Below are 13,979 nucleotides of genomic sequence, written 5' to 3' on the forward strand. Positions count from 1 at the left end.
GTAGGTTTATGAAACACACACAAATGCCAATCCATGTTATCGGTTTGGGCGTTAATCAAGTAGCGCATTTGGATGATGCGGCGCAAGCTGTCTTAGCGAGCTTGTCGGTGAATGATGTTGTTTTAGGTTCCCCACGTCAGCATGAAACCATTTCACACTATTCTCATCTGGCTCGTCGTGAAGATCTGCCCAAACTCAGCATGTTGAAAGACGCGTTTGCCGCTTGGCAATCTGAAGGCGTAGAACAAGTGGTCGTATTGGCCTCTGGCGATCCTTTGTATTACGGTATAGGCGCTTGGTTAATGCGCACTTTTTCTCTTGAGTCTTTGCGCTTTTACCCGAATGTTTCGAGCATTCAAATGGCGTGTCATCGTCTCGGTTTATCCTTGCAAGACGTGCAAGTGGTGAGCTTACACGGTCGTCCATTGGTGTCTTTGCGTCGTCATTTGCAGTCGAATAAAACCTTAGTATTGCTGACCGATCAATACAGCCAGCCGAAACATATCGCCGAAGAGTGCATAAAAGCAGGGCTGGATCAAAGCGAGATTACCGTGTGTGAAGCCTTGGGTTATGCGCAAGAACAAGTCCGTACTTTTGTTGCAGAATCTTTGATGGAAACCGCGTTAGAATGTGATCCGCTCAATGTGATTGTTTTAAAAACCAGCCAGCAAGCCTCACTTTATCCTAGCGCGGTTGGTATTCCCGATGCGTCTTTTGTGACAGATAAGGGCGATGGCAAAGGCATGATTACCAAGCGGGAAGTGCGCTTGGCGATTTTGTCTTACATGAATATCGAGCAAGGCGATACGGTGTGGGACATTGGCGCGGGTTGTGGTGGCGTGAGTGTGGAAATGGCCTATTGGCATCCGCGCAGTCAGATCATTGCCATTGAACATCACCCAGACCGTTTGGCCTGTTTAACGGCTAACCAAGCGCGTTTTGGTGTGGTGCAGAACTTGTCTATTATCGCAGGGAGAGCACCGGATGCGCTGGTGGATTTACTTGCTGGCAATTTGCTTGCTGGTAACAACGCACAACACGGCAAACCCAATAAAGTATTTATTGGCGGCAGCGATGGCGAGTTGAGAGCTCTGATGGCTCAAGTGTGGGAGTTGTTGCCTGTTGACGGCAGTTTAATGGTCAGCGCTGTCACCGAAGAAACTAAATACCAAGTTATGCAATTCGCCAAACAGCGTGACGACGCGCAAGATGCAGACGAACAAAGCTTGCAAGTGTCCGTTGCCAAAGGCGAACGATTGGCAGGACAGCGATTATTTCGTCCCAGTTTACCAGTCATGCTTTATCATTTTAGAAAAATGACGGCCACCACATCGGCCATCAATAGCAATCATAAGGAAAACGTACAATGAGTGCCTTGGAAGTATCGCAAAAAACAGGCCGATTCATTGGTGTGGGCGTCGGCCCCGGTGATCCAGAATTGATCACTTTAAAAGCCTTGCGCCTGATTCAGCGCGCTAGTGTGGTGAGTTATCTTGCTAACGACGAAGGCGGCTCTCAGGCGAAAACCATCGCCAGCGAAGCCTTTGCAGGCGTTACTCATGCGCAGAACGAAATTGCTATTGTGATGCCGATGTCGACGGATCGATCATTGGCAAACGAAGCGTACGATAATGGCGCAAAAGCCATTGCCAATGAATTATTACAAGGTAAAGACGTGGTTTTCTTGTGTGAAGGCGATCCGTTGTTTTTTGGCTCTTTTGCGTATTTACTAGAGCGTCTAGAAGGCGATTTCCAATGCCAAGTCGTGCCTGGTGTGTCATCTATCAACGCCGCATCGTCCGCCTTGAATCATCCGCTAACCGTGCTAAAAGAATCTTTTGCCGTCGTTAGTGGGCGCCATACTGCTGAGCAAATTGATATGGCCTTAGCACAGCACGACAGTGTGGTTATCATGAAAGCTGGGCGTGCGCGCCCGCGTATTCTCATGGCGCTGCGCAAAACCAACCGCATGCAAGATGCGAAATATCTGGAATACATTGGCCGTGAAAACGAACGTATTGTGCGCGATGTATCCACCTTAGAAGACAAGGCTGGGCCGTATTTTTCCTTGTTCGTGGTGACCAAAAGCGAGCGGGGCACAAGGTGATACGCTTTATTGCATTAACGCCCGCAGGCGAACGTCTAGCGAATGCGCTTTTGTCTAATCGTCAGCGCAATCATTGGCCCGATGCGGTCGTCAACTACAAGCCAAAACCCTTTGCTGAGTTTGTTCAAACAGCATTTAAAAACGGTGACTGGCTGGTATTTATTTGCGCCACAGGCATTGTTATGCGCACCCTCGCGCCCGTGCTGCAAGACAAGTATCAAGACCCGCCAGTGTTGGTATTGGACGAGGAAGGTAAGTTTGTCATTCCGTTGTTATCGGGTCATGAAGGTGGTGCGAACGAGTGGGGCGCGCAAGTGGCAAACTCCCTTGGCGCACAGCTGGTGATGACCACAGCGAAACCTTACTTGAATCCTATTTATACCTTGGGAATGGGCTGCGAACGCCATTGCCCTTTGGAATTTCTCGAAAGCCTCATGCTCGACTCTCTAGCGCAAAAAGGCTTAACGCCAAACCAAATCCACTCTTTAAACAGCATCGACATCAAAGCCGACGAGACCAACCTCATCGCCCTCGCAGCAAAATACCACTGGGACTTCAACACCTACAGCGCCCAACAACTCGCCCCCATGGAACCACTGCTCAGCACCAAATCTGACTATATTTTCAACACCGTCGGCGTCTATGGCGTCGCCGAATCCTCCGCGTTGTTAGCGGCTCAAATGGCAACGGGTACAGAGCCAGAGCTTATCTTAAATAAAATCAAAAACGCCAAAGCGACCTGCGCGGTGGCGAGAGGGTTTGATTCAAGGGGAGAAAATCAAAATAGTATAAAAAACAACCATTTTGATTCCTTGAATCCCCCTTGAACTCTTGACCCTTTTAATACTTACCAGCGATATTTTGTACTGAGTACGATGGATCTTGATTGACCGTAGTAACAGTAATAATCACAAGCAGAAATATATTCTTTATCTATTGCGTTGTTGATGTTGAGCTGTGCACTCCATTTATCATTAATAGTGTAGGAGGCCATTATATCCAGTAAGGTAACACTAGGGACAGTGAGGTTGCTGTTTTCTGGGTTATCTTTTGATTCGCCAACATAACGTATACCGCTACCAAAAGACCACGCTGGCATGTTAAATGCGGCGCCCTTTACACTCAACCAAGCGGATGCCATGTGTCTTGGAATCATCCCTGCTTGTTTTTTCTGATTATCTGCTGTTTTGTTCGTTTGGGCATCGGTGTAGGTGTAAGTAAGACTGAGTTTGGTATTGCTTGTAATAGCCGCCGTACCTTCTAACTCAATGCCTTGAGAGGTCACTTTACCTGCTTGTGTTGTCACATTGTTTTGAGTGACTAGTGCATTTTTTTGTGTCAAGTCGAACAATGCTAGGTTTATATAGCCATCAATGCTCTCTGGGGTATATTTTACACCAAGTTCAACTTGCTTACCTTCTAGGGGTTTATAAAGTTGGTTGGTGGTAGTGTCTATTGTTGTGAGTACGTCGAATGACTCTGCATAACTTAAATAGGGTGATAAACCATTGTCCGCTATGAACATCACGCCCGCATTGGTTGAAAATTCTTTGTCGCTACGAGATTCTTCCTTATTGCTCGTTTTGTTGTGGTTTGTGGTCTTTATGTCATCGTATCGTCCGCCAATCAGACCTATCCACTGTTGGTCGAGTTTGATTTGATATTGAGAATAGAGACTGGCTTGGGATTTTTCGATATTACGGTCAATGTTGTTCGCTGAGTTGAGCGGATTGTAATTTCCATATACAGGGTTGTAAGGGTTGATACTCCCAAAGCTATAGTTATCTTGCTCAATACCATCTGTCTCATGACGCTGAAGGTCTAAACCAATTAAGAGGGTGTTTTCAATTCGGTCTGAAGACCATTCGGCAACGGCTTGGTTGTCAAATGTTAAGCTTTCGTTGGTGCCATCGCGAAAAACAATCCCTCGACCAATAGAGGTAGTATTTACATCCGCGTTTGGAAAAGCGTAGGAGCTACGAAGGTACAAATCGTTGTAACCGTAATTGAGCTTTTGAGACAGTGTCCAAGTCTCGTTTACATCGTGTTCAAGGAGATACCCTAAAGAAGCTTGCTTGCGTTTGTATTTATCGTAATCAGGTTCACCTAAGTTGGTAGATGGCGAAATTGCGCCATTTGAAGAGCGTATAATGGTTCCCGCTGCGGGGAAGAAAGGGTTGGTTGGTGTGCCGTCATCTTCTAAAAACGTCGCTAGAATTGTAAGGCGCGTTTGCTCTGAAAGCGCTAACGTTACGCTAGGTGCTAAGTAATGGCGCGTATTTTCAGTCCCATTCAGTTGGCCGTCATTTTCCTTAAAAGCCCCTACTATTCTGTATTTCACCTTATTACCAGATTGTAATGAATCAGAAATATCAAAGGTAACAGCATGATAGTTGTTATTACCTACCTCGAGTTGGAGTTCTTTCTGAGTTACGTCTGTTGGTTTTTTCTGTACGGCATTCACAAGGCCACCTGGAGGTGCTTCGCCATATAGAATAGAGGATGGGCCTTTTAGTACTTCTATTTTTTCTAGTCCGTATGGCTCTAACAGCCAAGTGTAGTAACCATCTCGGAAGAGCCGGCTGCCGTCCAAATACGTTGCGGCATCAAACCCTCTGACTTTAAACCAATCTGTATCATTATCAGCCCCGTATGGTTGTGATAAAACGCCTGATGTATAGCGTAAAGCTTCGTCCAATTTTTGAGGCGCGTGCGTTACTAGGTCTTCTTGATTAACCACAGACAATGATTTGGGGGGTTCTTGTGCGGGGCTATCGACTTTTAATACAGAAGTGCTGACTTCTATTGTGTCAAAAGTATAACCGCTATCTGAATTTTCTTCTGCAGAAAATGCGCCACTGCTTGTGACGATTAGGATGGAGGGTAGAAATGTATTTCTAATTTGTCTATTCAGTGATGTTCTTGAGGTGTGTGACATGGTGATGGTATTCCCAGTGATTCTTTTATCGTGCTTTAGAATGTTATATAAGATTAATGCTAGTAATGCTAATGGTTTTCATTATCTCATTATTTTGATGTAGTAGTTTGTATTTTTATGCTGATATTAAATATCTTTATGCGCTTCAAAGAGGGTTTGTGCGTGGGGAGGTTTGAAAATAGAGTAGGTATTGCTGGCAAAACAGCGGAGAGGAACCGGAAATAAAAACAGATAAAAATCAATGAGTCTTACAGCTTGCTTCCCTTAAATGACATGCCTAACTTGATTATTGAAAGGGTGTGTACTTTCTTTAAAGTGTTGATTTCTTAGTGTCTGGTGCTTGTATAACATCTTGTTTTCGATGATGGTTTAATTTGATGGTTGTCCTACTGTTGGAAGAACTGTTTTCGTTTTTCGGTGTCGAATAATAATAACAATATGAGTCTGTTGATGAATCAGGACTCTGCAAAGAGAGGGCTTTCATGTCAAACGATCATATTTATGACAGCGCACCTTGGACTCCGTTTTATAGTATGGCGACCAGCGCTGACCATGTCACGGATCAACCCCAAGAAAAGCATTTTTCCAGTATCCCTGCGATGGTTGTGGCAGCGGCACAAAATTATAAAGAGCAGAAAGCGTTTACTACCTGTATGCCCAATGGCATGAATGGCCATCTTACTTACTCACAAGTCGATGAAATGTCAGATGCCTTTGCTGTTTACCTGCGTGAAACGCTGGGTCTAAAAGCGGGCGATCGGGTGGCGGTACAAATGCCAAACTGTTTGGCTTTGCCTGCTGCTGCCTTTGGTATTCTCAAGGCGGGTTGCGTGTTGGTCAATGTGAACCCTCTGTACACACGACGAGAAATGACACATCAGTTTAATGATTCTGGCGCAACCGCTCTGGTTATTATTGATATGTTTGCTGATAAGTTAGAAGATATCTTGGCGAACACCGGAGTTAAACATGTTGTCTTAACTTCTATCTCCCAATGGTTTTCGCCACTTATTCGTGGTGTTTTAAACCTGGTGCTGAAGTATTGGAATAAGGCCATTCCAAGGCATAATCTTAATGCGCAATGGTTGGACGCTGCCATTGAGGCAGGTCGCAAAACTCAGAAAGAACAAAACCTTGATGTTTCTGCTTATTGGCAAGGTCTGCAACGGGAAGAAACGGCCTTGTTGCAATACACTGGCGGCACGACAGGCGTGAGCAAAGGTGCTGTGTTAACGCACGGGAATTTACTGAGTAATCTTGAACAGGTTAACTCGGTGGCAGGCAGTCACATTGAGGCGGGTAAAGAGTGTATTTTAACCGCTTTGCCTATGTATCATATTTTCGCTTTTACGGTGAATTTATTGGCCTTTTATCACAAAGGCGCTCACAACATATTAGTTCCTAGTCCTCGTCCTATTCAAAACTGCCAACGAGCATTTGATAATTACCCCATTACTTGGATATCAGGTGTTAATACACTGTTTAACGCCTTGTTAAACGAAGAATGGTTCACGGTTTATCCTCCTAAAACGATGAAGGTCGCTTTGGCTGGTGGGGCGGCATTGCATAAATCTGTCGCAGCACGTTGGCGCTCTGTAGTGGGGACACCCATCGCAGAAGGGTATGGATTAACCGAAAGCTCTCCTGTTATTTGTTTTAATCCGATTGGTCATGAACGAGAGAACAGTATTGGTATTCCTGCGCCTTTAACTGAGGTGCGTATAGTCGATAACAACGGCGCCACGGTAGGTTTGGGAGACGCTGGGGAAATTATTGCCCGTGGTCCTCAGATCATGAAGGGCTATTGGAATCGTCCAGAGGAAACGGCACAGGTCTTAAAAGACGGTTGGTTATATACGGGGGATATCGGCACCATGTCCGAAGACGGTCATTTTCATATCGTGGATCGTAAAAAGGACATGATTTTAGTGAGCGGTTTTAATGTGTATCCCAATGAAGTCGAGGACGCGATAGCACGATTATCTCAGGTGCAAGAATCCGCCGTCATTGGTGTACCTGATGACCTAACGGGTGAAGCGGTTCATGCTTATGTGGTGTTGAGGGAATCGGGTCTGAGTGCTCAAGATATTATCAAGCACTGCAAAACAGAATTAGCGGCGTATAAAGTGCCCAAAAAAATTGTTTTCAGGGAGGATTTGCCAAAAACACCGGTTGGTAAAGTATTGCGTAAAGACGTTCGTGCCTTGGCTGTTAAAAGTGAAAAAGCAGCTTAACAATAATGATAAAAATCTGGTATCGGAGATAGGGCGATATGTTAAGTCCATTTGAAGAAAGTTTATTATCCATCATGATGGTGATCATTATGTTTGGTATGGGGGCGTCGCTAACGTTTAAAGACTTCAAGTTATCCATGCGTCATCCACAAGCGATTGGTATCGGTTTTTTATCGCAATATTTGCTTATGCCCTTTATCGCGTTTGCCCTTGCTTGGCTCCTCAATTTGTCGACGGAGCAGACGGTAGGATTGGTGCTGATGGGATGCATGCCAGGTGGCACTACATCGAATATTTTTGCGTACTTTTCCAAGAGTTTACTGAGTTTGAGTATCATGATGACGATTTGCTCAACACTGGCAGGATTCATTTTAGTGCCTATATGGATGGCGCTCTACACGCAGGGTATCGATGATGCCTTTAGGATTCCGCCGGATCAAATCGCGCGGCTGTTATTTTTACTACTTATTCCCACTTTATTAGGTATGTGGTTAAGGCGGAAAAATGCGAACGTTGGCGCGATTATTGAGCTTATGGGCGGCTTACTCGGGGCGGTAGTGATACTCTTTCTAGTGGTGACTTGGGCGCCACGTAATTGGCGATTACTGATGGAAACCAGTTGGCAAGTTTACGCCGCTGTGATTTTACTTGGCTTGGTTGGCTTTTTATTTGGTTATCTATTTTCGAGAGTGATGAAGTTGAGTACACAAAAAGCACGCACCGTTTCTTTGGAAACAGGCATTCAAAATGGACCTTTAGCCGCCCTTATTGTCATCATGACGTTTGCAGGTGAAACACAGCAGCTCATTTTGTTGATACCGGTAATGTATTCGCTTTTTATTGTATTGAATTCTACTTGGGTAACGGTTCTTTATCGCAAAATTACTTATCGTGAAGAGCAGGCAAGAGATCAAGCGAAAGTAGAACCTTCTTAATATTTTATAGATAAAGAGACAGTGTCAATCGACACTGTCTCTTTATCTTGATTGCTGCAATTTTTCCATTGTCTACCTATTCTTGTAGACAATTCACTGATCCGCAGGCTTGGTCACAGGCGGTGTGCACTTGTTCGAATCGTTGGTAGTCATTGCAAGAATATGCGGTGGCAAAGTCTATCATCGCGGTACGGCACTGTTGGGTTTTGTAGCGTAAGGGGATGTCGTTGCTTACGCCTGAGGGGCAGCTTACACGGTAACTTTCTGTTTGAAAACTGGCAGATGTGATGGAAGGTACTGTGTTATTTTGTGTGGCGGTATTTGCTTGAGCCTGTTGGCGTTGTTGCGCTTGTTGAATACCGCCAGCACGTCCATCCGTCATTATATCGGCAATGCCACTGCCGACAATGTCCACCACGGAACTTGAGTCAACGCCAGTATTGCTGGCGGCTGCCCCCACTGCGGTGAGTCCCGTTATGGCGATTACCTTACCAAAGACATTGCCTGAATCTGTTTGTTCTTGCTGTTTTGCTTGGGCGGTTTGTTGTTCTTGTTGACGGCGACGTTGATCGTCTAAAGCAACAATTTGCTGTTGGGTTCGTTCCATTAACCCCGTCACTTGTGCTGGAGTTTGCGCCGTGCTGGTTAGTGCTTGAGGGTTTGCGCCTTTAGTAATCAGAAAGTTGACCAGTTCTGGATTTCCGTATGTGTGATTTAAGTGCATGTGATAGGTATGTAAGGGCGTCCAGCCTGCGATGGGCTGATCATTCTGTATACTATAGCTGAAGGTGGCTGTGGTATTAACATTCGCACCAGCATCGATGAGTACCTTCGCCATTTCTATGGCACGTTGTCGGCTGCTGTCATCTGGTGTGTAGGTTGGCAAAAAGTAAAAGAGGCGTAGCGTCCAGTAAATAGCTGTAAAATGGTGGTCCTCCGGCTAGATTGTAATAGCGGCGATTCGCCGGTGTGCTAAAACGGCTGTTAGGATCGGTCCCTTGTGCCAATAGCCATTGCATCATTTGTGGCTTTCCTTGACTGGCAAGTGAAATGATGAGGGGAGGAATGTCTGTATTCAAGTCGGCCTGCAAATTTCCACCCATAGCCAATAAATGCTCTGCCAGTTGAGGGCTTTCACCGTAGATGGTGGCGATTTTTAAAGCGATGTTCAGTGTCGTTGGGTTGTAGTCTGCGCCAGCGCCAGCGCTTACCAAGCGTTCAAACGATGTCATGTTGCGTACCAACATGGCAGGGGTGATTTGGGCACGATTATCAATCGTCGATCCTATCGGTGGCAATGGCATTAAAGCGTAGGCGGCAGACAAGGGTGACGGTTTGGTGAAGTCGCTTTGTGGGTAGCTAATAAACAGACGATTAGGTATCGGTTGGTTGGGTTGAAACCCCTTTGCTAATGCGGCATTCAGTAACGCAGGACGTTGATCCCAGAGACCAATGATACCACCTAAAGTGATTTGCTCTGAGTTGCTTGTTGTATTAATGATCTTTACGGCTTGAGTGTCTGTGGCATCTTTTAAGCGGTCTCACCCAGTTGATAGATGGCGACGTATTGGCGAGTTTGGGCATCTAGCCCTGACATGGCACAGCCAGACAGGAATAGCATGACAAATAGCAGTATGGCCGAACTATTTATAAGACGATAGACCATATCGAGCCCCTCAGTTTTTGATATAAAAATCATAAACCAGAGGGGCTGAAAATACCACTTATCGGCTTGGCTTAATCGAAAGGGTGTTGGCTTCCAACAGGCCTTTTTGATTCGTAGTGTTATTTAGCTGCGTTGGCTTTACGAGCTTGGTGTAGTTTTTTATAGCTTTCGATTAGGCGTAGGTGCGGTTCAATACCTTCGAGTTGCATGCTGGTTTTGCTCAAACCGTAAAAACGTACCTCGCCTGTGACGGAACCCACGACGTTTTCCATTACTTCTTTGCCGAACATACGGGTAAAGTTATGCATAAAGTCGTCCAGTTCTAGGTCTTCATCTAGGGTGACTTCCAATACACAATTCATCGCTTGATAGAAGAGACCGCGTTTTGCAGTGTTGTCGTTAAACTGTAGAAATTCGCTAACCAACTCGAGAGCTTCTTCGTGTTCACCAAGCGCCAAATAGATGAGGATTTTCAGCTCCATGATGGTCAGCTGCCCCCAGACGGTATTGTCATCGAATACGATGCCAATCAGAGTGGCAATGTCTGTGTAGTTGTCCAGTTGGCTTTCTTCAAGACGATTTACTAATTTAGCGAGCTGTTTATCACTGAGTATATGCAGGTTTAAAATGTCTTCGCGATAATCCAGCGCTTTGTTGGTGTTGTCCCACACTAGGTCTTCTACTGGGTAGACTTCGGAATAATCGGGCACCAGAATCCGACACGCTGAGGCGCCTAAATCACTAAGTTCGGCCACATACACTTCTTTGCCTAGGTCCTCTAAGATGCCAAATAGGGCGTCAGCCTCTTCTTGGCTGGAGCCAGAAAAATCCCATTCACAGAAGTCGTAGTCGTGTTTGCTGCTAAAGAAGCGCCAAGAAATGACGCCTGTTGAGTCAATAAAGTGCTCGACAAAGTTTTCTGGCTCGGTCACGGCCAGACTGTTAAATGTCGGCTTGGGTATGTCGTTTAAGCCTTCAAAGCTGCGTCCTTGTAATAATTCCGTGAGGCAGCGTTCTAGGGCCACTTCCAAGCTTGGATGGGCACCAAATGAGGCAAACACGCCGCCCGTTTTTGGGTTCATCAGGGTGACATTCATCACAGGGAATTGGCCACCAAGCGAAGCGTCTTTTACCACAATAGGAAAGCCTTGTTCTTCCAATTCTTTGATGCCCGCAAGGATGCTCGGGTATTTTTCTAACACAGCCATGGGGACATCTGGCAAGACAATTTCGTCTTCAATTATTTGGCGTTTTACCGCACGCTCTAGAATTTCCGACAAGCATTGAACTTGCGCTTCTTGCTGGTTGTTGCCCGCGCTCATACCGTTACTGAGGAAGAGGTTTTCGATCAGGTTGGATGGGAAATAAACCGTTTCACCATCGGATTTACGTGTATATGGAATGGTGCAAATTCCGCGTTTTTTATTGCCAGAATTTGTGTCGATTAAGTGCGAGCCGCGAAGCTCATCGTCTGGGTTATAAATAGCCAAGCAGTAGTCATCTAAGATGCCTTCTGGTAAGGAGTCGTCTTTGGTGAGGGCAAACCATTTTTCATTTGGATAATGCACGAATTCGCTGTTAGCGACGTCGGTGCCAAAGAATTGATCATTATAGAAAAAATTGTTGTTCAAACGCTCAATGAACTCACCCAGAGCGGAACACAGCGCACTTTCTTTGGAGGCGCCTTTGCCATTGGTAAAGCACATAGGCGATGCGGCGTCACGAATATGCAAAGACCAAACATTCGGCACTATGTTGCGCCAAGAGGAAATTTCAATCTTCATGCCGAGGTCGGCGAGCATGGCGGTCATATTGGCAATGGTTTGTTCAAGCGGTAAGTCTTTACCAAGAATCACCGTGCTTGCCGTAGCGTCGAAGTTGCCCATCAACATAGCGTTAGCGTCTGCGTCTAGGTTGTCAACGGTTTCAATTTTAAACTCAGGCCCAGTCTGTACCACTTTTTTTACGGTACAACGATCAATAGAGCGCAAAATGCCTTCGCGATCTTTATCAGAAATGTCGTCTGGTAACTCGACTTGAATTTGGAAAATCTGGTTGTAGCGATCTTCTGGATCCACAATGTTATTTTGTGACAAACGGATATTATCCGTTGAGATGTCACGTGCTTTGCAGTAGACCTTGACAAAATACGCTGCACACAATGCGGAAGACGCTAAAAAATAATCAAATGGACTTGGCGCAGAGCCATCGCCTTTGTAGCGAATCGGCTGGTCGGTGATCACAGTAAAATCGTCAAACTTGGCTTCAAGTCGTAGATTGTCGAGAAAATTAACTTTGATTTCCATTGAATTGGGTGTCCGTTGAATAGGAGATGTGTGTGCAGCTGGCTGACCAGATGTTATTGAAGAATTATCGGTGATAAGTAAGGTAGAGTAAAATTAAATCGTGCAAAACTACATTGATTTAGCTTCTGACACCGGCAATTTGTTATGTCTTTAGAGTAGTGATTTCGTGATCTATCACTGGTTGAGCTAGAGCTTCTAATAGACTAAATGTGTTATATAAAAAAGCCTTATCGATGCGTGATCGATAAGGCTTTTTTACGGTAACCAATATGTAGGATACATTAACGACAGTGCTAGATGTCACATAGCAGCTTTAAAAATAGCCATCACGTCATCATGGCTTGGTTGGATTGGGTTAGTAAATCCACAAGCGTCTTTCATGGCGTTGCTGGCTAAGGTGGCGAAGTCTGCTTCTTTTGCCCCCAACTCTTGTAAGCCAGCTGGGATATTCACGCTTTGAGACAGCTTGACGATCGCCGCAATGGCTGCATCGGCACCGTCTTTATCACTCAATCCTTGCACATCGACGCCCAATGCTTTGCCGACATCTTTTAGGCGCGGCGCGGCCACTTGACTGTTATAGCGCTGCACATGAGGTAATAACACAGCATTACAAACGCCGTGTGGTAAGTCGTAGAAGCCACCCAATTGATGTGCCATAGCATGCACATAACCCAGTGATGCGTTATTAAATGCCATGCCAGCTAAAAATTGAGCATAAGCCATTTGTGTGCGAGCTTGCATATTACTGCCGTTATGAACGGCTTCGTGTAAGTTATCACGGATCAGTTCAATGGCTTTAATAGCACAAGCGTCGGTGATTGGATCGGCCGCTGTTGATACATAAGCTTCGATGGCGTGAGTAAGTGCGTCCATGCCCGTTGCGGCGGTGAGAGCGGCCGGCATACCGGCCATTAATCGTGGATCGTTTACCGACAAAATGGGCGTTACGTTGCGATCAACAATAGCCATTTTGATGTGACGCTCTTGGTCGGTAATAATACAGAAACGTGTCATTTCAGACGCTGTGCCTGCGGTAGTGTTAATGCTGATCAAGGGGAGTTGAGGTTTTTTAGAAACGTCCACTCCTTCATAGTCGCTAATGTGACCGCCGTTCGTGGCAACCAACGCAATACCTTTAGCGCAATCGTGAGCCGAACCACCTCCGAGAGAAATCACACAATCACATTGGTGAGTTTGCAGTGCCGCTAAACCAGCGTTAACGTTTTCTACCGTTGGGTTAGGTTGTACGCCATCGTACACTAAGCTTTCGATTCCATGGTCTTGTAGCAAGGCTTTGACTTCTGCGGTCACACCTAGCTGGGTCATACCCGGATCCGTCACGATCAGCGCCTGTTTAAAACCAAGACTTTCGATTTGTTCAACCGCGTCATTCAGCGCCTTTTCTCCCATGATGTTTACGGCAGGAATGTAAAATGTGCTGCTCATGGTGTTCCCCTTTTTTAAGTGTATCGGAAGTATGTTCAAACTGTCTACGACACTATTGTGGAGCTGAATGCTATGAATTGATTTGATCTAGAACACGTTATTGGCTAATTGAGCTAAATTTGTAGCCAGAGAGATTTTTTAGCTTATATTTTATGAGCACCAATGAGGTGCGATGTTATGCTAAAAAAAATCAATTTCCACTGGATTTTGGGTTAAACCCTTATGTCTTGAGCTTTTCGATATATTGCTATTTTGGTGCAATAAAATGTCTATTTATTCCATTTTTGTGCAATAAAATTTAATTTTAAACCGTATTTAAATTATATTGCGTCACCTTCAAAAGT

General features: G+C 45.3%; 11 protein-coding genes. 5 read left to right on the forward strand and 6 right to left on the reverse strand.

Annotation, left to right across the window (positions count from 1 at the left end; genetic code table 11):
• Positions 1-8 precede the first annotated feature (8 nt).
• From cbiE to ONZ52_RS11100, 3 genes are read left to right on the forward strand one after another with little or no spacing between them, the layout of a single operon-like run.
• Entirely contained in the window at positions 9-1,370 is a 1,362-nt protein-coding gene (cbiE, locus tag ONZ52_RS11090) for a precorrin-6y C5,15-methyltransferase (decarboxylating) subunit CbiE (protein ID WP_265218673.1), read from the forward strand.
• Positions 1,367-2,107 carry a precorrin-2 C(20)-methyltransferase gene (gene cobI / locus ONZ52_RS11095; RefSeq protein ID WP_265218674.1) on the forward strand — a complete coding sequence of 247 codons (741 nt, stop codon included), beginning with the start codon at positions 1,367-1,369 and terminating at the stop codon, positions 2,105-2,107. The genes cbiE and cobI overlap by 4 nt, the downstream gene beginning before the upstream one ends.
• The gene (locus ONZ52_RS11100; protein WP_265218675.1) at positions 2,104-2,934 is read left to right on the forward strand and encodes a cobalt-precorrin 5A hydrolase; all 831 of its coding nucleotides are present in this window, start codon (positions 2,104-2,106) and stop codon (positions 2,932-2,934) included. Before cobI ends, ONZ52_RS11100 begins: the two co-directional genes overlap by 4 nt.
• A gap of 20 nt (positions 2,935-2,954) precedes the next feature.
• Here the strand turns inward: ONZ52_RS11100 and ONZ52_RS11105 are convergent, their stop codons facing one another.
• Entirely contained in the window at positions 2,955-5,045 is a 2,091-nt protein-coding gene (locus ONZ52_RS11105; RefSeq protein ID WP_321160303.1) for a TonB-dependent siderophore receptor, read from the reverse strand.
• A gap of 482 nt (positions 5,046-5,527) precedes the next feature.
• Between ONZ52_RS11105 and ONZ52_RS11110 the strand changes: the two genes are divergently transcribed.
• Both ONZ52_RS11110 and ONZ52_RS11115 read left to right on the forward strand, forming a co-directional pair.
• Positions 5,528-7,279, forward strand: a complete 1,752-nt coding sequence (locus ONZ52_RS11110; RefSeq protein WP_265218676.1) for an AMP-binding protein — start codon at positions 5,528-5,530, stop codon at positions 7,277-7,279.
• 38 nt (positions 7,280-7,317) lie between these two features.
• Positions 7,318-8,214 carry a bile acid:sodium symporter family protein gene (locus tag ONZ52_RS11115; protein ID WP_265218677.1) on the forward strand — a complete coding sequence of 299 codons (897 nt, stop codon included), beginning with the start codon at positions 7,318-7,320 and terminating at the stop codon, positions 8,212-8,214.
• Between the two features lie 76 nt (positions 8,215-8,290).
• Here the strand turns inward: ONZ52_RS11115 and ONZ52_RS11120 are convergent, their stop codons facing one another.
• The 5 genes from ONZ52_RS11120 to yiaY form a co-directional block, all read right to left on the reverse strand.
• The gene (locus ONZ52_RS11120; RefSeq protein WP_265218678.1) at positions 8,291-9,052 is read right to left on the reverse strand and encodes a hypothetical protein; all 762 of its coding nucleotides are present in this window, start codon (positions 9,050-9,052) and stop codon (positions 8,291-8,293) included.
• 25 nt (positions 9,053-9,077) lie between these two features.
• A complete protein-coding gene (locus ONZ52_RS11125) occupies positions 9,078-9,539 on the reverse strand; it encodes an ankyrin repeat domain-containing protein (RefSeq protein ID WP_265218679.1) in 462 nt (153 codons plus the stop codon).
• A 206-nt stretch (positions 9,540-9,745) separates the two neighbouring features.
• Positions 9,746-9,880 (reverse strand): hypothetical protein, encoded by a 135-nt coding sequence (locus ONZ52_RS11130; RefSeq protein WP_265218680.1) that lies wholly within the window; start codon positions 9,878-9,880, stop codon positions 9,746-9,748.
• A gap of 119 nt (positions 9,881-9,999) precedes the next feature.
• A complete protein-coding gene (locus tag ONZ52_RS11135; protein ID WP_265218681.1) occupies positions 10,000-12,186 on the reverse strand; it encodes an OsmC domain/YcaO domain-containing protein in 2,187 nt (728 codons plus the stop codon).
• 300 nt (positions 12,187-12,486) lie between these two features.
• The gene (gene yiaY, locus ONZ52_RS11140) at positions 12,487-13,635 is read right to left on the reverse strand and encodes an L-threonine dehydrogenase (RefSeq protein WP_265218683.1); all 1,149 of its coding nucleotides are present in this window, start codon (positions 13,633-13,635) and stop codon (positions 12,487-12,489) included.
• Between the last annotated feature and the right edge of the window lie 344 nt (positions 13,636-13,979).

Origin of the sequence: Marinomonas rhodophyticola, assembly GCF_026113935.1 — a bacterium.
Lineage (GTDB): Bacteria > Pseudomonadota > Gammaproteobacteria > Pseudomonadales > Marinomonadaceae > Marinomonas > Marinomonas rhodophyticola.